The following is a 17,504-nucleotide window of genomic DNA, read 5'->3' on the forward strand; positions in this document are numbered from 1 at the left end:
GAATCCGGAATTGCGCTTCGGCTGTCGGGTAGGGTCCGGGGAGTGGAGGGCTCCCCGTTCCGTGGTGTGACGGCGGCGCTGGCGACCATGCACGGCAAGCAGTGGGCGCTCCGCCCGCCGCTGCGCCGCCGGCTGGGCCTGGGACTGCGGGTGGCGGCGGTGGACACCGACGCGCTCGGCACGTTCACCGGTGAGGTGCCCCGGCCCGGCACCGCGCGGGAGACCGTGCTGCGCAAGGCGCGGCTCGGGATGTCCGCCACCGGATGCCCGGTCGGCCTGGCCAGCGAGGGGGCGTTCGGTCCGCACCCGACGCTGCCCGGCGTGCCCGCCGACGTGGAGTACGTCGCGCTTGTCGACGACCGGTCCGGCCTCGCCGTGGTGGAGTCCGTGGTCAGCCTGGAGACCAACCACGCGCAGCTCACCACCGACGGTCGGGACCGGAGCGTGGTGGTGGCCTTCCTGCGCCGGGTCGGCTTCCCGCACCACGCCGTCGTCGTCCGGCCGGCGCGGGGCGCGGGCCGGCCGGAGAAGGGCCTGCGGCGGCTCGGTGACGTGTTCGCCGCGCTGCGTCGGGCAGCCGCCGACGGCGACGCCGTGCTCGCGGCGGACCTGCGGGCCCACGTCAACCCGACCCGGATGCGGGTGATCGCCGCCGCCGGGCTGGGCCTGGCCCGGCGGCTCGCCACGGCCTGTCCGGAATGCGTCGCGCCCGGGTTCGGCCCGCTCGGCACGGAGGCCGGCCTGCCCTGCCGGGACTGCGGTACGCCCACCCACCAGGCGGCGGTGCGGGTCTCCGGATGTGTCCGGTGCCCGTACCGCGAGCGTCGTCCGGTGGCCAGTGCGGCCGACCCGGGGTCCTGCCCGCGCTGCAACCCCTGAGCGCCGTCCCGGTTCAGGCCAGCCGGGCCCCGGCCCGGTTCGGCGGTCGCAGGCGGCCGACGCGCCGGACCGGGGGCGGGGCGCTGGGACGCACCTCGACGAGCGTCAGCTCCGCGTCGTGCCAGACCATGCCGTGCAGGCCGCAGCGGCCGGCGCGGACCGCCTGGTCGAGCAGGGGGGAGTGCCGGCGCAGCGCGGCGAGCGTGGCGCGCACCCGTTCGGGTCCGCTGCCGTGCGGCAGCGAACAGGTGGTGTGGCCGAGCACCACCACCAGCGGTGTGCCGAGGTGACCGACCGCGTACTCCAGGCTGCCCCGCACCGAGGGCCCGGTGCTCAGACCGGCGGCACGGACCGCGAACACGTCGGCGCCGCCGAACACCGTCACCGCTTCCGGCTGCGGATCGGCGCAGGAGAGGACCGCCGCCACCGGGGCGCCGGCCGGGGCGAACGGCGTGGGCGCCGCACCCACCCGGAACCGGTGGTGTCCCGCCCGCAGCCGGGCGAGGGCGAAGCTCGGGCTGACGGGCCATCCCCGCGGCGGCGATCCGGTCATGTCCATCACTGCTCCTCGTGACGAGCCACTGTCGTGCGTCTCACGATACACGAATTAGAAATCGTGTAATAGAGTGCGCTTGTCTGAAGGAGGTGGCGATGGACGTCGCACTGGTCCTGGGAGTCCTGATCGGGCCCGCGTCGGCGGTGCTCGGCGCGTTGGCGGTGCCCGACCCGCGCCGGGCCGCCCGGGTGGTGGGCGGATTGCTCGGTCTCAGCGCGGTGGCGGCCACCGCGCTGCTGGTCCGGGTGGCGGCCGACCCGGCCGTACCGGGCGTGTTCACCCGCGTCGACACGCTCGGGCCGGCGTTCTCCGTCGGCGTCCGCGTCGACCGGTTCACCGCGCTGTTCGTGCTGCTGGTCTGCGGGCTGGCCGCCGTCGTCGCCGGCTACGCGCGCCGCTACCTCGACGGCGAGCCGGGCGCCCGCGCGCTCCAGGCCCGGGTGGCGGCGGCCACCACCGCGACACTGGTGATGGCCACCGCGCCCAGCCTGGTGCAGATGGCCGTCGGCTGGATCGCGGCCGGGCACCTGCTGGTCGGCCTCATCGGCCACTACCGGGACCAGCCCCGGGTGCGGGCCGCCGCCCGCCGGACCCGGCGACTGTTCCTCGTCGGCGACGCCGCCCTGGTCGCCGGCCTCGCGCTGCTGGTCACGCCCGCCGGTGACGCCGACCTGGACGCGGTGCGCGCCACCGCCGGCGAGCGGCCCGGGTGGCTGCTCGCCACCGCCGGCGCGCTGCTGCTGGTGGCCGCCATGGTCCGGTCGGCGCAGGTGCCGGCGCACCACTGGCTGCCGTCCACCCTGGACGCGCCGACCCCGGTCTCGGCGTTCCTGCACGCCGGAATGGTCAACGTCGCCGGGTTCCTCATGATCACACTGGCGCCGGTGGTCACCGCCGCGCCCGGGATGATGCCGGCGATGGTGCTCGTCGGCCTCGTCACCGCCGTCTCGGGGCTGCTGTTCGCCGCGGTGCGCACCGACGTCAAGGGCACCCTCGCCCGGTCCACCGTCGCGCAGATGGGGTTCATGCTCACCCAGTGCGGGCTCGGCGCGTTCGGGCTGGCCGCCGTACACCTGGTCGGGCACGCCGTCTACAAGGCGTACGCGTTCCTCTCCGCCGGCGGCACGCTCCAGGCGCAGGCCCGCGCCGCCGGCACGCCACGACCGGAGGGCCCGCCGCCCACCCGGTCCCGCGTCCTCGCCGCCGCGACGGTGATCGTCACCGTGCTCGCCACCGAACTGCTGCTCGGCACCACAGCGAACGGCGCGCTGAGCGCCGCGCTGGTCGCCGCCGCCGCGCTCGCCGCCGTGTGGTCCGCCCTCGCCGACCGCGCGCTGCCGGCCCGTACCGCCGCTGCCCTCACCGTCACCGTGGCGGCGCTGGCCGGCGGACATCTGGTCGCCGGGCGGGCGGTCGACCGCTGGCTGGCGCTGCCGACCGGGACGAGCCTGCTCGGCGTCGGCGCCGTGGCGTGCGTGCTCGCCGTGGTGGCCGTCGCCGGAGCCGTGCTGCGCCGCCGGCCGAGCGCCACGCTCTGGTGGTGGGCCTGGCACGACGGCGCCGCCATCCCGCGGGCCCGCCGGACGGCCCCGCCCGGCGGGCCGACCCCGGCGGCGCTCACCGTGCCGCGCCCCGGCCTGCTCGACCGCTCGGACGGCGCCCGGGTCGTCGCCGCGGCGACCACCGCCGCCGACCACGTCGGCGCCGTCGGACCGCTGGACGCCTTCGTCGCGGTGAACCCGCTCGCCGGCCGGGAACGCGTGCCGTTCGCCCGGGCCACCGCCGAGCTGCGGGGCCTCGCCGGTACGCGGACCCACCTGCCGGCCGCCGAGTACCGGCAGCGGCTGCGCGACGGGCGGATCACCCCGGCCGACCTCACCGCCGTGCTCCCGCCGCCACCACCACGCGTCGCCGGTGCGGTCCCGCTCGGCCACCGGCGGCTCGACGTCACCGACCTCCAGTTGGCCGTGCTGAGCCAGCCGGTGCACGACGGGCCGCCCCCACCGGCCGACCTGCTCGCAGTGGCGCGGCGCCGGCTCGCCGAGCTGCCCGCGCGGCCCCGCCCCCGCACCCCGGGCGAGGCCGGACCGCACACCCTCGCCGAGACGCTCGACCGGGCGCTGGGCACCCGGACCACCGCGGACGTCGACGACCTGGTGGCCGCCTGGTGCGCGGCGCACAGCGGACGCCCGGCGGCGCTCTGGCCGGTGCCCGGCCCGGCGGACGCGGGCTGCTGGGCGCGCTGGCGGCGGATGGCCGGCGCCGATCCGGCGCTGGCCCGGTGGGGCGTCACCGGCTTCGCGACGCTCGTCGACGCCCTGCCCGAGGCGCCCGAGCAGGCCGTCGCGGTGCTCCTGCGCGCGATGGGTGTGCCGCCGGCGGCCTGGTCCACCTACCTGTCCCGGTCCCTGCTCCGGCTGCCCGGCTGGGCCGGGCACGCCCGCTGGGCCCAGGCCAACCCCGGGCCGGGGCCGGCACTGAGCCCGCTGGACCTGCTCGCCGTGCGCCTCACCTACGAGTACGCGCTCGCCGGCGCCGCCGCCCAGCGCCACCTGGAGCTGCCCCCGGTGCTGGACTCGATCGCCGCCGCGACACCCACCACGCTCCCCAGGTCCGCCGGGATCACCCCGGAGGCGCTCGCCCGACTCGCCGGCGCGCTCGACGTCGACGTCGCCACGCTGGCCTGCCTGCCCGGGGAGACCGTGGCCACGCTGCGGGACGTGGCCTGCCAGTTGACCCCGTCCCGGCAGTCCGAGGTGTGGCTCGCCGCCGCCGAGCACGCGTACCGGCGTCGGCTGCGGTACCGGCTGGACCGGGGCGTGGACCGGCCGGCCGTCGACGCCCCGGCGCTCACCCAGGCGGTGTTCTGCATCGACGTGCGCAGCGAGGGCCTGCGCCGCCACCTGGAGGCGACCGGGCCGGTCGACACGTACGGCTTCGCCGGCTTCTTCGGCCTGCCCGTGCGTACCGTGACCGCCGGCGCCCGGCGCGGGCGGGACCGCTGCCCGGTCCTCATGCGACCGGTGGCCACCGTCGAGGCGGCCCGGGCCGGCCACCCGGCGCGCTCGCGGCAGGCCTGGCGACGCGCCTACGCCGCCGCCAAGGCGAACCCGGTCGGCGCGTTCGCCTTCGTCGAGGTCGCCGGCGTGCTCGCCACCGCCGCCCTGCTCCTGCGGGCCGCCGCCCCGGGCCGGTTCGTGCCGCCCGCCGACCACACCGCACCGACCGTCGCCGACCTGACCACCGCCATGAGCCTCGACGAACAGGTCTACTACGCGGAGGCGACGCTGCGCACGATCGGGCTCACCGCCGGCTTCGCACCGCTGGTGCTGCTCTGCGGGCACGGCGCCACCAGCGCCAACAACCCGTACGCCGCCGCGCTGGACTGCGGCGCCTGCGGCGGCAACCGGGGCGGGGTGAGCGCCCGTCTCGTCGCCGGGATGCTCAACCGGCCCGAGGTGCGCGCGGCCCTCACCGACCGGGGCATCCACCTGCCCGACGGCACGCACGTGCTGGCCGGTGAGCACGACACCGTCACCGACGAGGTGCGGCTGTTCGACGTGGACGCCGTGCCCGCCGGGCTGCGACCGGCGGTCCAGGAACTGGTCGGCCGGCTGGCCGGGGCGGGCGCGCGGCTGCGCGCGGAACGGGCCGCGCGACTGCCCGGCCGGCCACGTCCGCGCCGCCTGCCCCGGCGGGCCGGGGACTGGGCGCAGGTCCGCCCGGAGTGGGCGCTGGCCGGCAACGCCGCGTTCGTCGCCGCGCCCCGCGAGCTGACCGCCGGCGTCGACCTCGGCTGCCGGACGTTCCTGCACTCCTACGACTGGACCGGCGACCGGGACGCGGCGGCGCTGGAGGCGATCATGACCGGCCCGCTCGTGGTGGCCGCCTGGATCAACCTCCAGTACTACTTCTCCACGGTCGACCCGCAGCGGCTCGGCGCGGGCACCAAGACCGTGCACACCGTGCTCGGCGACGCGCTCGGCGTCCTCTCCGGATCCGGCGGCGACCTGCGCCTCGGACTGCCGCTCCAGTCGGTCGCCGACGGCACGCGGCCGGCGCACGAGCCGCTGCGGCTGCTCGCGGTGATCCGCGCCCCGCACCGCCTGGTCGACGCGGTGCTGGGCCGCAACCCCGGGCTGCGCCACCTGGTCGACGGCGGGTGGCTGTCGCTGACCGTCGTCGACCCCGGCACCGGCGCGTGGTCCGAGCCCGCGCCGGGTGGATCGTGGCGGGCGCTGCCCGCCCCGCGCCACGCACCCGCCACCGAGCCGCCCGCGCGCCACCCGGCGCCCGCGACGGAGAAGGAGTACACGGCATGAACGAACTGGGACTGACCCGCATGGTCAAGGTGGAGGTCGTCACGCGGGCCGACGACGCCGACGCGGTCCGCACCCTGCTGCACTCCTCCGGGGTGAGCGGCTGGACCAGCCTGAGCGGCGTCTCCGGCTTCGGCCACCACGGCACCCACGAGGGGCGGCTGCTCTTCAACGACCGGGCCGGACTCGTCATGGTCATCGCCGTGCTTCCGCCGGGCCGGGCCGAGCCGGTGGTCACCGGGCTGCGCGACATCCTGGCCCAGCGGCCCGGCGTGATGTTCGTCAGCGACGCCTGGGTCAGCCGACCCGAGTACTTCGGCGCCGACCGGGCGGCGGAGTGACCGCCGGGGACGATCTCCGGCCGCCCGCCCGGCGGGTGGCGCGACGGTAGGGGTCGACCCGGCGACCCGGGCGGGCGTCCCGGCGGGATCCGTCCCGTCGGGGTGCCCGCCCGAGCGGTGTCGTACGGTGAGCGCATGGGACGCGTCGCGCGGTGGCGTCGGGTGGCCCGGGCACACCCGACCGTGACCGATGCGCTGCTGGCCGCGCTGCTCTTCGTGGTCAGCCTGCTCCCGGTGAACCCGCCCGGCGGGCCCCCGCGTGACCCGCTGACCGTCGGCGCGGTGCTGCTCGCGCTGGCCGGTTGCGGCGCGCTGGTGCTGCGCCGCCGCCACCCGTTGCCGGTGCTCGCGCTGGTCACCGCCACGGCGGTCACCGCGCTGCTGGTGCAACAGGCGCGGGGGCCGTTCGTGCTGACCGTGGCGCTGGCCGCGTACACGGTGGCGACCCGGACCGACCGGCGGACCGCGGTGGCGGCCGGCGCGGCGAGCGGCCTGGTGCTCGGCGGCGGCGCGGTCGTCGCGCTCGGGGTGGGCTGGCTGGACCCGGCGGTCGTGGTGCTGCTGCTCTGGTTCGGCGTCGCGGTGGCGGCCGGCGACGCGGTCCGCAGCCGGCGGGCCTACGTGGCGGTGCTGGAGGAGCGGGCGCGGCGGGCCGAGCGGACCCGCGAGGAGGAGGCCCGCCGGCGGGTGGTGGAGGAACGGCTCCGGATCGCCCGGGAGCTGCACGACGTGGTGGCCCACCAGATCGCGCTGATCAACGTGCAGGCCGGGGTGGCCGGGCACCTGCTGCGGGAGCGGCCGGACGCGGCCGAGGAGGCGCTCGGGCACGTCCGGTCCGCGACCCGTACCGTGCTGGACGAGCTGGCCACCCTGCTCGGCCTGCTCAGGCGCGGCGAGCCGGACGCGCCGACCGAGCCGACGCCCGGCCTGGGCCGCCTCGACGCCCTCGTCGACGGCTTCGCCGCCGTCCAGCCGGTGCGCTGGACCCTGACCGGCCGGCCCCGGCCGCTGCCCAGCACGGTCGACGTGGCGGCCTACCGGATCGTCCAGGAGTCGCTGACCAACGCCCACCGGCACGCGCCCGGCGCGGCCGTCACCGTCGGCGTCACGTACACCGGCGCCGGCGTGGTGGTGGAGATCCGCGACGACGGGCCCGGCCCGAGCGGAACCGGCGACCAGGGAACCGGTCTCGGCCTGCTCGGGATGCGGGAGCGGGCCGAGGCGGTGGGCGGCGCGTTCCACGCCGGCGCCGGGCCCGGCGGCGGCTTCCGGGTCCGCGCGGAACTGCCCGCCCCGATCCCGCAGGAGGTGGCATGACCGTCCGGGTGCTGCTCGCCGACGACCAGACCCTCATCCGCGCCGGCTTCCGCGCGCTCGTCGACTCCGCGCCGGACCTGTGCGTGGTGGGGGAGGCCGCCACCGGGCGCGAGGCGGTCGAACGGGCCCGCGCCACCCGCGCCGACGTGGTGCTGATGGACATCCGGATGCCCGACCTCGACGGCCTGGCCGCCACCCGGGAGATCACCGCCGACGAGGACCTGGCCGGCGTACGGGTGCTGATCCTGACCACGTTCGAGGTCGACGAGTACGTCTTCGAGGCGCTGCGCGCCGGCGCCAGCGGCTTCCTCGGCAAGGGCGTGGAACCGGCCGAGCTGCTCGACGCGATCCGTACCGTCGCGGCCGGGGAGGCGCTGCTGTCCCCGAAGGCGACCCGTGGGCTGATCGCCCGGTTCCTGGCCCAGCCCGACCCGCGGCCCGGGGCCACCCCGGAGCGGCTGCGGGTGCTCACCGAGCGGGAACGCGAGGTGGTCACGCTGGTCGCCGCCGGGCTGAGCAACGAGCAGATCGCCCAGCGGCTGGTGGTCTCCCCGCTGACCGCCAAGACCCACGTCAACCGCGCGATGGCCAAGCTCGACGCCCGGGACCGGGCCCAACTGGTGGTGATCGCCTACCAGAGCGGCCTGGTCCGGGCCGACCCACCGGCGCGGTAGCCGGACCGTCCGCGTACCGCGTTCGCGGTACGCGCAGGTGTCCGCGTCCGGCCGACGCGCCGGCCGGGGTACGCGGGCCAGGGTTGAGCACATGATCGAAGCCCACGACCTGAGCAAACGGTACGGCGACAAGCTCGCCGTCGACGCCCTGACCTTCACCGTCCGACCCGGCGTGGTGACCGGTTTCCTCGGTCCCAACGGCGCCGGCAAGTCCACCACCATGCGGATGATCCTCGGCCTGGACGCGCCGACCGCCGGGACCGTACGGGTCAACGGCCGCCGCTACGTCGCGCACCGGGACCCGCTGCGCCAGGTCGGCGCGCTGCTGGAGGCCAAGGCGGTGCACACCGGCCGGTCCGCCCGCAACCATCTGCTCGCCGTAGCCGCCACGCACGGCATCGGCCGCCGCCGCGTCGACGAGGTGATCGACCTGGTCGGGCTGCGTGAGGTGGCCGGCCGGCGGGCCGGCGGGTTCTCGCTCGGCATGGGTCAGCGGCTGGGCATCGCCGGCGCGCTGCTCGGCGACCCGGCGGTGGTGATGCTCGACGAGCCGGTCAACGGCCTCGACCCGGACGGCATCCGGTGGATCCGCGGCCTGCTCAAGGGCCTCGCCGCCGAGGGCCGGACGGTCTTCGTCTCCTCGCACCTGATGAGCGAGATGGCCCAGACCGCCGAGCACCTGATCGTGGTCGGCCGGGGCCGGCTGATCGCCGACGTGTCGCTCGCCGAGTTCACCCGCCGGGCCTCCCGCGGCACCGTACGGGTGCGCTCACCCCAGGCCACGGCGCTGCGCGACCTGCTGGCCGGCCCGGACGTCACCATCACCGGCGGCGAGCCCGGCGTGCTGGACGTCAGCGGACTGCGCCCCGAGGCGATCGGCGACCGGGCCGCCGCCGCCGGGCTCACCCTGCACGAGCTGACCCCCACCGAGGCGTCGCTCGAAGAGGCGTTCATGACCATGACCCGCGACGCCGTCGAGTACGTCGGCGCCACCGAAGGAGCTGACCGATGACCACCGCGGCCCCACCCGCCACCACCGTGCCGACCGACGCCCGGATCACCGTCCCCCGGGTGGTCCGCAGCGAATGGATCAAGTTCCGGTCCCTGCGCTCGTCGCTGATCATGTTGGCCGCGACCGTGGTGGTGTTCGCCGCGCTGGGGCTCGGCTTCTCGACGTTCCTGGCCGACGCCACGATCGAGCCGGGCACCCCGGCGCCGCCCGGCGGGCCGTCGTCGCTCGACCCGCTCGGCGCCAGCCTCGGCGGCGTCAACCTCGCCCAACTGCTCGTCGGCACGCTCGGTGTGCTGCTGGCCGCCGGCGAGTACGGCACCGGCATGATCCGCTCGTCCCTCGCCGCGGTGCCGACCCGCTGGCCGGTGCTCGCCGGCAAGGTCGTCGTGCTGGCCGGCGTCGTGCTGGCCGTGCTGGTGCCGACCACGCTGCTCACCTTCCTCGGCGGGCAGGCGATCCTGGGCGACCAGGGCATCTCCCTCTCCGACGACGGCGTGCTGCGCGCGGTGCTCGGCACGGCCGGCTACCTCGCGGCCGTCGGTGTGCTCGGTGCGGCGCTCGGCTCGCTGCTGCGCACCACCGCCGGCGCGCTGACCAGCGTGGTCGCGCTGCTGCTGGTCGTGCCGGGAGTGGTGTCGCTGCTGCCGGAGAGCTGGTCGGAGCGGATCTCGCCGTACCTGCCGTCCAACGCCGGGCAGGCGTTCATGAGCGTGGGCGGGGGCGGCGACCTGCTCTCCCCGGGCGCCGGCGCGGCCGTCCTCGCGGCCTGGCTTGTCGTCCTGCTCGGCGCCGCCCTGGTCCTGCTGCGCCGCCGGGACGCCTGACCGGCGCCGCCGGCCGGTCGCGGAACCGCGCGGCCGGTCAGCGGCGGAGGATGCCGAGGTCGATGGCGGCGGCGACCGCCGCGGTGCGGGAGTCGACGCGCAGCTTGGTGTAGATGCGCGACAGGTGCGACTTGACCGTGCCCTCGGTCAGGTGCAGGCGGCGGCCGACGGCCTGGTTGGACAGCCCGTCCGCGACCAGGCCGAGCACCTCCGTCTCCCGCCGGGTCAGCGCCGTGTCCGGCGTGCGCAGCCGGTTCACCAGCCGGTTCGCGACGGCCGGAGCCAGCGCGGCACGGCCGGCGGCGGCGGCCCGCACGGCGGCGGCCAGCTCGTCCGGGGAGGCGTCCTTGAGCAGGTAGCCGGTCGCGCCGGCCTCGATCGCGGGCAGCGTGTCCGCGTCGCTGTCGTAGGTCGTGACGATCAGTACCCGGGGCGCGTGCGGCCGGGCGGTGATGGCGGCGGTCGCGTCGACCCCGCTCAGGCCGGCGCCGAAGCGTAGGTCCATCAGCACCACGTCGACATCGCCGTCAGCGGCGCGGGCCACCGCCGCCTCGGCGGTGGCCGCCTCGGCCACCACGACCAGGCCCGGCTCGGTCTCCAGCACGGCGCGCAGCCCGGCCCGGACGACCGGGTGGTCGTCGGCGATCAGCAGCCGGACCGGCGCGTCGGTCACGGCCGCCCGCCGGGCGGGGTGCGGGGGAGCCGGGCCGACACGGTGGCGCCGCGGCCGGGCGCGGCGGACACGGTCAGGGCGCCGCCGAGCGCGCGGGTCCGCGCCCGCATGGCGGCGAGGCCGAACCCACCGCCGTCGGGCCCCGGATCGGGCAGCCGCTCGGGGTCGAACCCGCCGCCGTCGTCGGTCACGTCCAGGGTCACCCGGTCGGCGCGGTAGCCGAGCGTCACCTCGACGGTGGTGGCCCGGGCGTGACGCACGGTGTTGGCCAGCGCCGCCTGGGCGACGCGCAGCAGCGCGACCTCGTACGCGGTCGGCAGCGTCACCGGGGCCCCGGTGACCGCGAACCGGGCGGCGAGCCGGTGCCGGGCGCCGGTGGTGGCGCAGAGGCGTCGCAGCGCGTCGGCCAGCGTGGCGTCGTCCAACGCCGGTGGGGTGAGCGCGGCGACGAAGCGCCGGGCCTCGGCGAGGTTGTCCGCCGCCGCCTGCCGGGCCTGCTCGACGTGGCGGGCGGCGGTGTCCGGCCGGTCCGGCAGCACCCGGCCGGCGGCGCGCAGCAGCAACTGGATGCTGGTCAGGCCCTGCGCCAGCGTGTCGTGGATCTCGGCGGCCAGCCGCTCGCGTTCCGCCGCCACCCCGGCCTCGTGCTGCGCCCGGGCCAGGTCGGCGCGGGTGGCGGTCAGCTCCTCGATCAGCCGCCGGCGGCGCTCGCTCTCCCGGTAGAGCGCCTGGTAGCCCCGGACCACCGCCACCGCGACCGCGGCGCCGAGCACCGGCCCGACCGTGCCCGCCACGCTGACCGCGCCCCGATGGGCGGCGAAGGCGACGACGGCCACCACGGCGGTCACCGCGACGGCGACCGGTCCGGCGCGCCGGGACAGCAGGTGCAGTTGCAACAGGTAGAGCGGGAACGCGAGCCACAGCCCGTCCACGGTCAGCACGGTCAACGCCAGCCACCCGACACCGACCGCGGCCAGCCACCAGCCGGCGGCCCGTCGGGAGCGGTGGACGCCGGGCCGCAGCGCCCCGGCCGCGTACGTCAGCAGGCCCGCCGCCGCGACCGCGGCGATCACCGGCGCGTGCGGCTGCCCGGTGACGACGGCCCGGAGGCCGGCGAGCGCGAAGAGGACACCCACCAGCAGGTGCAGGCACCAGGCCAGTACGCGGGCGGTGGAGGTCAGGGCGGGAACGGCGGTCACGGCCCTCCCAGCCTAGAGGAGGCGCAGGTCGGCGGGGATCTGTCGAAAGGTGTAACCGGCCCACCGCCGTTCCGCCCGGGAAGTGCCGTCCACCGCCGGATGCCCGGGCCGGCCTCCGGCGACGACCGTGGAAGCGACCACCCCGCCGTCGAAAGGACCGCGTCGCCCGTGTTCGTCGCCTGGAGAGACCTCAGGTTCGCCAAGGGGCGCTTCGCCCTGATGGGAACCGTCATCGTGCTGATCACCCTGCTGGTCGGCCTGCTGTCCGGGCTGACCGCCGGGCTGGGCCGGCAGAACACCTCCGCGATCACCGGCCTGCCCGCCGACCGGATCGCCTTCGGCGGCCCGCAGCCGTCGTACGCCGACTCGACCGTCACGCGCCGGCAGTGGCAGCGCTGGGCCGACACGCCCGGCGTCACCGCAGCCGAGCCGCTGGGCATCGGCACCACCCGGGTCACCGCCGGTGGCCGCAGCGCCGCCGTCTCCGTGTTCGGTGTCCGGGCCGGCTCCCGCCTCGCCCCCGGCGACCTCGACGACCACACCGCGGTGCTGTCCACCCCGGCCGCCACCGACCTGGGTCTGCGCGTCGGCGACCGCCTCACCGTGGCCGGCCGGGAGCTGACCGTGGCGGCGGTCCGCGGCGACGCCTCCTTCAGCCACACCCCGGTGGTGTGGACCAGCCTCGACTCGTGGCGGCGGACCGGCAACGCCGACCCGGACACCGCCACCGTGATCGCGCTGCGCACCACCGCCGGCGTGGACGTGGCCGCCACCGACCGGGCCGCCGGCACCCGGACGGTCCGCACCGGCGACTCGCTGGCCGCGATCGGCTCCTACCGCTCGGAGAACGGTTCGCTCCAACTCATGCGCGGCTTCCTGTTCGCCATCTCCGCCCTGGTCATCGGCGCCTTCTTCACGGTGTGGACGATCCAGCGCAGCGGCGACGTCGCGGTCCTGAAGGCCCTCGGCGCCTCCACCGCCGCCCTGCTCGTCGACGCGCTCGGGCAGGCCGGCGTCCTGCTGGTCGGCGGCACCGCGCTCGGCACCGGCCTGGCCGCCGGGCTCGGCGTGCTGGTCTCCGGCTCGGACGTGCCGTTCGTGCTGACGCCCGCCACCGTCGCCGTCCCGGCCACCGTGATGGTGCTCCTCGGCATGCTCGGCGCCGCCCTGTCCGTGCGCCGCATCACCGCCGTCGACCCGCTCACCGCACTGGGGAGCGCCCGATGAGCCTCGACCTGACCGACGTCACGCTCACCTACCCGGACGGCGAGAACCGGCTCACCGCGCTCGACCACGTGACGCTCTCGGTCGCGAAGGGCGACCTGACCGCCGTGGTCGGCCCGTCCGGGTCGGGCAAGTCCAGCCTGCTCGCGGTCGCCGCCACGCTCGTCGCCCCGGACGCCGGCGCCGTCCACGTCGACGGCGTCGCCACCACCGGGCTGGGCCGCGGCGCGCTCGCCGCGCTGCGCCGGCGCGCGATCGGCATCGTCTTCCAGCAGCCCAACCTGCTGCCGTCGCTGACCGCCGCCGAGCAGCTCCAGGTGATGGCCACCCTTTCCGGCCGGTCGCCGGCCGGGGCCCGCGACCGGGCGCGGGAGCTGCTCGACGCGGTCGGGCTCGCCGCCCAGGCCGGTCGGCGCCCGCACCAGCTCTCCGGCGGCCAGCGCCAGCGGGTCAACATTGCCCGCGCCCTGATGAACGACCCGGTCGTCCTGCTCGTCGACGAGCCGACAAGCGCGCTCGACCACGAGCGGGGCGCCGCCGTCATCGACCTGATCGGCCGGCTCACCCGCGAGTGGGGCACCGCCACGGTGCTTGTCACCCACGACCGCGACCACCTCGCCGCCGCCGACCGGATCGTGGCGATGCGCGACGGCCGTCTGCGCGACGCGACCTGAGTGGTACAGCCGGCGCTACCTTCCGCCGCCGGCGCTACCGGCCGCAGAGGTGCTGCTGGACGACGTCGGGTCGCTCGGCCCGGGTGGGCGCGGCGGACGCGGCGGGCACGCCCAGGGCGGTGGCGGTCAGCACGGCCAGCGCGCCGGCGGCGAGCGCGGAACGGTCGGCGGGTCGCGGGAACTCCTCGTCCCGGCTTCGGTGACGGCTTCCAGCCTCGGCCGGTCCGAAATCCCGCCTGCTGCCCGGTCCGGGTACCGCAGCACCACCCCGGGCCGTCGGCGGTGGTGGCCGGCGTCGGCTACGGTGGCCGGCGTGACGACGCAGGACATCAGGCCATCGTTCGCGCCGGACGCCGTGGTCGTGCTCGGCGCGCTGCTGGCCACGGTGGGCTATCTGTCGCCGTGGTTCCGCGTCTCGGCCGGCTACTCCTGGTCCTTCTCCGGCTGGGCGTACGCGTCGTTGAGCACCGGCGGCGGCTGGACCCTGTTGACGCTGGGCTGGCTGCTGGTGGCGCTGGTGGCCGGCGGTTGGGCGCGGGCGTACCCGGGCGCCGCGCTGACCGCGTTGACCGCGGCCGTCGGCGCGCTGACGTTCGCGCTGGCCGTGGTCGCGGCGAGCTTCGCCGAGTTCCGGGAGCGCGGCAGCATCAACTGGATCGCGGAGCTGCCGTTCGGGGTCGGGCTGCCGCTGATGGCCACCGGCTTCGGCCTGTTGGTTGCCGGCGGGGTCCGCGCCGTGGTGCGCTCGACGCTCCGGGCACACGACGCCTCCACCGAGGCCTAGCCGCCAGCCCGCCCCGCGGGATTGCCGGGGCCCCTTCCTAACGCCTGGGCGATAGGAAGGGGCCCCGGCAATCACCTCAGTTCAGGCCGCAGGCGGCCAGCGCGTCCAGGTTCGGGCGCTGCGCGCCGACCCGGTTGAAGGCGATCTCGATGCGGTCGAGCGCGGCGCCACGCTTGCTCTTCAGCGGGCCGAGGATGGCGTTGTCGATGAACGCCGGCCCGCCCTCGGGCCGGACCGCGAGCCGGGCCAGGCGGGCGTTCGCCTCGGCGATCTGGTTGTCCAGTGTGGCCAGCTCGGCCCGCACCTGGGCCGCCGCCGCCGCGGGGACGGCGGGGAGCCGCACCCCGGGGCAGTTCACGGTCCGGGCCGCCCCGGTCGCCGCCCCTCCGTTCTGTCCGCCCTCACCGTTCTGTCCGCCGGCCCCGTTCTGTCCGCCGGCCCCGTTCTGTCCGCCGGCCCCGTTCTGTCCGCCGGCCCCGTTCTGTCCGCCGGTCGCGCCGCCCTGGCCGGCGCCGCCGTTGACGGCGCTCGGCACGCCGGCGGCGTTGAGCCCGCACCCGGCCAGCGCGTCCAGGTTCGGGCGCTGCGCGCCGATCCGGTTGAAGGCGATCTCGATCCGGTCGAGCGCGGCGGTGCGCTTGTTCCTCAGCGGACCGAGGATGGCGTTGTTGACGAAGTTCGGGCCGCCCTCGGGCTTGACCGCGAGCCGGGCCAACCGCTCGTTCTGCCGGGCGATCTCCTGATCCAGGTTGGCCAGTTCCCGTTCCACCTCGGCGTTCGCCGCCGCCGGCACCGGGGGCAGCTTGTCGCGTACCGTCGGGCAGTTCACGGTCTGTGCCGCGGCGGCCGGTGCGGCCGAGCCGCCGTTCTCGTCGGCGGACGCCAGTTGCAGTCCGCCGGCGAGCAGGAGCGCCGCGAGGGCGCCCACCCCACCGAGTTTCAGGACCGCGTTGTTGCGCGTACCCCTGGCCATGCACCTCTCCTTTGGTTGACCTGGAGGGCCGGCGCGGCGTGTGCCGCGCCGCCGCTCCGCGGTGCGCAGTGAGACGCAGGAATCGCCTCTCGTGCCCGCTCCGGCATCGCGGTTCAGGACGATGTCCCTGTCGGGGATGGGTACGGCCGGCGCGGCCGGATCGTTCAGTGTCGGGGCGGAGATTGACCACATCGGCGTGCGTCAGTAGACTGCGCTGAAAGCGCTTTCACAGCGGGAGGCGTGACGGCCCGTCGAGCACACGGGCGTCCGGGGCAGCAGGAAGGCCCGCCGGCGGCACCGACCGGGCATCGGTGTCGACGCCGGCGCGGCACCGAACCCACCACCCGCAGGAGAATTCCCATGATCAACCGACACCGCCGTGCGGCGTTGTGGACGTCCACGATCGCGGCGGCCACGCTCGCCGCCGCCGGCCTGGCGATGGGCGCGAACCCCGCCCAGGCCGCCGCCGGCTGCCGGGTCGACTACGCGGTGACCGCGCAGTGGTCCGGCGGCTTCACCGCGAACGTCAACCTCACCAACCTCGGCGACCCGCTGAACGGCTGGGCCGTCACCTGGAACTTCAGCGGTGGTCAGACCGTCAGCCAGGCCTGGGGCGCCGACATCACCCAGACCGGCGCGTCGGTCCGGGCCGCCAACGTCAGCTACAACGGCAGTCTCGGCACGAACGCGACCACGTCGTTCGGCTTCAACGGCGGCTGGAACAACACCAGCAACCCGGTCCCCGCCTCGTTCGCGGTCAACGGCGTCCTCTGCGGCGGGGCCATCCCCACCGACCCCGGCGGAACCCTCACCCCGCCGCCCGGGCCGACGACCCCGCCGCCCTCGCCCACCACCCCGCCGCCGTCGCCCACCACCCCGCCGCCGACCAGCGGCGCGGTGTACGCCGCGCCGAACGGCACCGCAGGCGCGGCCGGCACCCAGGCCAACCCCACCACGATCGCCGCCGCGATCACCCGGGTCGGCGCGGGCGGCACCGTCTACCTGCGGGGCGGCACCTACAACCTGGCCCAGACCGTCACCGTCGCCGCCGGCAACAACGGCACCGCGAGCGCCCGCAAGAATCTGTACGCGTACCCGGGCGAGACGCCGATCCTCAACTTCTCCGCGATGACCGAGGACCCCGCCAACCGGGGTCTCGCGTTGAACGCGTCCTGGTGGCACGTGCGGGGGATCGTGGTGGAACGCGCCGGTGACAACGGCATCTTCGTCGGCGGCAGCAACAACGTCATCGAGCGCACGGTGACCCGGTTCAACCGCGACAGCGGCCTGCAACTGTCCCGGGTCGCCTCCAGCACCCCGCGTGACCAGTGGCCGGCGAACAACCTCATGGTCAGCGTCGAGTCACACGACAACGCCGACTCCGACGGCGAGGACGCCGACGGGTTCGCCGCCAAGCTCACCGTCGGCACCGGAAACGTCTTCCGGTACGCGGTGTCCCACCACAACATCGACGACGGCTGGGACCTGTACACCAAGACCGACACCGGCGCGATCGGCCCGGTGACCATCGAGGACTCCCTCTCCTACAACAACGGCACGCTCAGCAACGGCACGCAGAACGGCAACGGTGACCGCAACGGCTTCAAGCTCGGCGGCGAGGACATCGCGGTCAACCACACCGTCCGGCGCACCATCGCGTACCGCAACGGCAAGCACGGGTTCACCTACAACCGGAACCCGGGCTCGATGACGATCTCCAACAACCTGAGCATCGACAACACCGAGCGCAACTTCTCGTTCGACGCGGGCACCTCGGTCTTCCGCACCAACACGTCCTGCCGCAGCGGCAGCGGGTCGAACGACAAGACGGTCGGCAACGTGGACGGCTCGAACCAGTTCTGGTCCGGCGCCAACGGCTCCCGCTGCGCCACCTACGCCGGCGCCCTGGGCTGGTCCTTCGCCGGCGACGGCCGGCTGGTCGTCACGCTCGGCGGCCGGGTCGTCTCCCTCTGATCCGTTCCGCCTCCGGCGCGATCCGGGTGCGTTCGGTGTCGTCCCGGCGACGGCGAACGCACCCGGACGGATGTCGGGACC

At 76.2% G+C, this 17,504-nt stretch carries 15 protein-coding genes; 11 read left to right on the forward strand and 4 right to left on the reverse strand.

Annotation, left to right across the window (positions count from 1 at the left end):
- Positions 1–42: 42 nt before the first annotated feature.
- On the forward strand, positions 43–879 hold the full coding sequence (locus ACZ6O5_RS01520; RefSeq protein WP_465973966.1) for a DUF6671 family protein: 837 nt from the start codon (positions 43–45) through the stop codon (positions 877–879).
- A gap of 13 nt (positions 880–892) precedes the next feature.
- On the opposite strand, the gene ACZ6O5_RS01525 is transcribed toward ACZ6O5_RS01520, so the two are convergent.
- Positions 893–1,438: a carbonic anhydrase gene (locus ACZ6O5_RS01525; RefSeq protein ID WP_465973967.1), complete on the reverse strand. Its 546-nt coding sequence runs from the start codon at positions 1,436–1,438 to the stop codon at positions 893–895.
- Positions 1,439–1,530: 92 nt separating this feature from the next.
- Between ACZ6O5_RS01525 and ACZ6O5_RS01530 the strand changes: the two genes are divergently transcribed.
- The 6 genes from ACZ6O5_RS01530 (at position 1,531) to ACZ6O5_RS01555 (ending at position 9,922) form a co-directional block, all read left to right on the forward strand.
- Entirely contained in the window at positions 1,531–5,757 is a 4,227-nt protein-coding gene (locus tag ACZ6O5_RS01530; RefSeq protein WP_465973968.1) for a putative inorganic carbon transporter subunit DabA, read from the forward strand.
- Positions 5,754–6,095 carry a DUF190 domain-containing protein gene (locus tag ACZ6O5_RS01535; RefSeq protein ID WP_465973969.1) on the forward strand — a complete coding sequence of 114 codons (342 nt, stop codon included), beginning with the start codon at positions 5,754–5,756 and terminating at the stop codon, positions 6,093–6,095. The genes ACZ6O5_RS01530 and ACZ6O5_RS01535 overlap by 4 nt, the downstream gene beginning before the upstream one ends.
- Positions 6,096–6,230: 135 nt before the next feature.
- Positions 6,231–7,412 carry a sensor histidine kinase gene (locus ACZ6O5_RS01540; RefSeq protein WP_465973970.1) on the forward strand — a complete coding sequence of 394 codons (1,182 nt, stop codon included), beginning with the start codon at positions 6,231–6,233 and terminating at the stop codon, positions 7,410–7,412.
- A complete protein-coding gene (locus ACZ6O5_RS01545; protein ID WP_281942109.1) occupies positions 7,409–8,086 on the forward strand; it encodes a response regulator transcription factor in 678 nt (225 codons plus the stop codon). Before ACZ6O5_RS01540 ends, ACZ6O5_RS01545 begins: the two co-directional genes overlap by 4 nt.
- Positions 8,087–8,177: 91 nt before the next feature.
- Entirely contained in the window at positions 8,178–9,098 is a 921-nt protein-coding gene (locus ACZ6O5_RS01550) for an ABC transporter ATP-binding protein (RefSeq protein ID WP_357297562.1), read from the forward strand.
- On the forward strand, positions 9,095–9,922 hold the full coding sequence (locus ACZ6O5_RS01555) for an ABC transporter permease subunit (RefSeq protein ID WP_465973971.1): 828 nt from the start codon (positions 9,095–9,097) through the stop codon (positions 9,920–9,922). Before ACZ6O5_RS01550 ends, ACZ6O5_RS01555 begins: the two co-directional genes overlap by 4 nt.
- A 37-nt stretch (positions 9,923–9,959) precedes the next feature.
- Here ACZ6O5_RS01555 and ACZ6O5_RS01560 read toward each other — a convergent pair whose 3' ends face one another.
- Together ACZ6O5_RS01560 and ACZ6O5_RS01565 are read right to left on the reverse strand one after the other, a co-directional pair.
- On the reverse strand, positions 9,960–10,595 hold the full coding sequence (locus ACZ6O5_RS01560; RefSeq protein ID WP_465973972.1) for a response regulator: 636 nt from the start codon (positions 10,593–10,595) through the stop codon (positions 9,960–9,962).
- On the reverse strand, positions 10,592–11,794 hold the full coding sequence (locus ACZ6O5_RS01565; RefSeq protein ID WP_465973973.1) for a sensor histidine kinase: 1,203 nt from the start codon (positions 11,792–11,794) through the stop codon (positions 10,592–10,594). The genes ACZ6O5_RS01560 and ACZ6O5_RS01565 overlap by 4 nt, the downstream gene beginning before the upstream one ends.
- A 219-nt stretch (positions 11,795–12,013) precedes the next feature.
- Here ACZ6O5_RS01565 and ACZ6O5_RS01570 point away from each other — a divergent pair, with 219 nt between their 5' ends.
- From ACZ6O5_RS01570 to ACZ6O5_RS01580, 3 genes are all read left to right on the forward strand, one after another.
- Positions 12,014–13,021, forward strand: a complete 1,008-nt coding sequence (locus ACZ6O5_RS01570; RefSeq protein ID WP_465973974.1) for an ABC transporter permease — start codon at positions 12,014–12,016, stop codon at positions 13,019–13,021.
- Positions 13,018–13,692, forward strand: a complete 675-nt coding sequence (locus ACZ6O5_RS01575; RefSeq protein WP_465973975.1) for an ABC transporter ATP-binding protein — start codon at positions 13,018–13,020, stop codon at positions 13,690–13,692. The genes ACZ6O5_RS01570 and ACZ6O5_RS01575 overlap by 4 nt, the downstream gene beginning before the upstream one ends.
- 313 nt (positions 13,693–14,005) lie before the next feature.
- Positions 14,006–14,476 carry a hypothetical protein gene (locus ACZ6O5_RS01580; RefSeq protein ID WP_465973976.1) on the forward strand — a complete coding sequence of 157 codons (471 nt, stop codon included), beginning with the start codon at positions 14,006–14,008 and terminating at the stop codon, positions 14,474–14,476.
- A 76-nt stretch (positions 14,477–14,552) separates the two neighbouring features.
- On the opposite strand, the gene ACZ6O5_RS01585 is transcribed toward ACZ6O5_RS01580, so the two are convergent.
- Positions 14,553–15,449, reverse strand: a complete 897-nt coding sequence (locus ACZ6O5_RS01585) for a hypothetical protein (protein ID WP_465973977.1) — start codon at positions 15,447–15,449, stop codon at positions 14,553–14,555.
- Between the two features lie 360 nt (positions 15,450–15,809).
- Between ACZ6O5_RS01585 and ACZ6O5_RS01590 the strand changes: the two genes are divergently transcribed.
- Positions 15,810–17,423, forward strand: a complete 1,614-nt coding sequence (locus ACZ6O5_RS01590; protein WP_465973978.1) for a cellulose-binding domain-containing protein — start codon at positions 15,810–15,812, stop codon at positions 17,421–17,423.
- Positions 17,424–17,504: the final 81 nt, after the last annotated feature.

Source organism: Micromonospora sp. NPDC049201, from assembly GCF_055586805.1.

Coding starts and splice junctions, on each gene's coding strand:
- ACZ6O5_RS01555 (WP_465973971.1), top strand. CDS start 9,095: ATGACCACCGCGGCCCCACCCGCCACCACCGTGCCGACCGACGCCCGG.
- ACZ6O5_RS01585 (WP_465973977.1), bottom strand. CDS start 15,449: ATGGCCAGGGGTACGCGCAACAACGCGGTCCTGAAACTCGGTGGGGTG.
- ACZ6O5_RS01530 (WP_465973968.1), top strand. CDS start 1,531: ATGGACGTCGCACTGGTCCTGGGAGTCCTGATCGGGCCCGCGTCGGCG.
- ACZ6O5_RS01570 (WP_465973974.1), top strand. CDS start 12,014: ATGGGAACCGTCATCGTGCTGATCACCCTGCTGGTCGGCCTGCTGTCC.
- ACZ6O5_RS01575 (WP_465973975.1), top strand. CDS start 13,018: ATGAGCCTCGACCTGACCGACGTCACGCTCACCTACCCGGACGGCGAG.
- ACZ6O5_RS01525 (WP_465973967.1), bottom strand. CDS start 1,438: ATGGACATGACCGGATCGCCGCCGCGGGGATGGCCCGTCAGCCCGAGC.
- ACZ6O5_RS01540 (WP_465973970.1), top strand. CDS start 6,231: ATGGGACGCGTCGCGCGGTGGCGTCGGGTGGCCCGGGCACACCCGACC.
- ACZ6O5_RS01550 (WP_357297562.1), top strand. CDS start 8,178: ATGATCGAAGCCCACGACCTGAGCAAACGGTACGGCGACAAGCTCGCC.
- ACZ6O5_RS01545 (WP_281942109.1), top strand. CDS start 7,409: ATGACCGTCCGGGTGCTGCTCGCCGACGACCAGACCCTCATCCGCGCC.
- ACZ6O5_RS01590 (WP_465973978.1), top strand. CDS start 15,810: ATGATCAACCGACACCGCCGTGCGGCGTTGTGGACGTCCACGATCGCG.
- ACZ6O5_RS01535 (WP_465973969.1), top strand. CDS start 5,754: ATGAACGAACTGGGACTGACCCGCATGGTCAAGGTGGAGGTCGTCACG.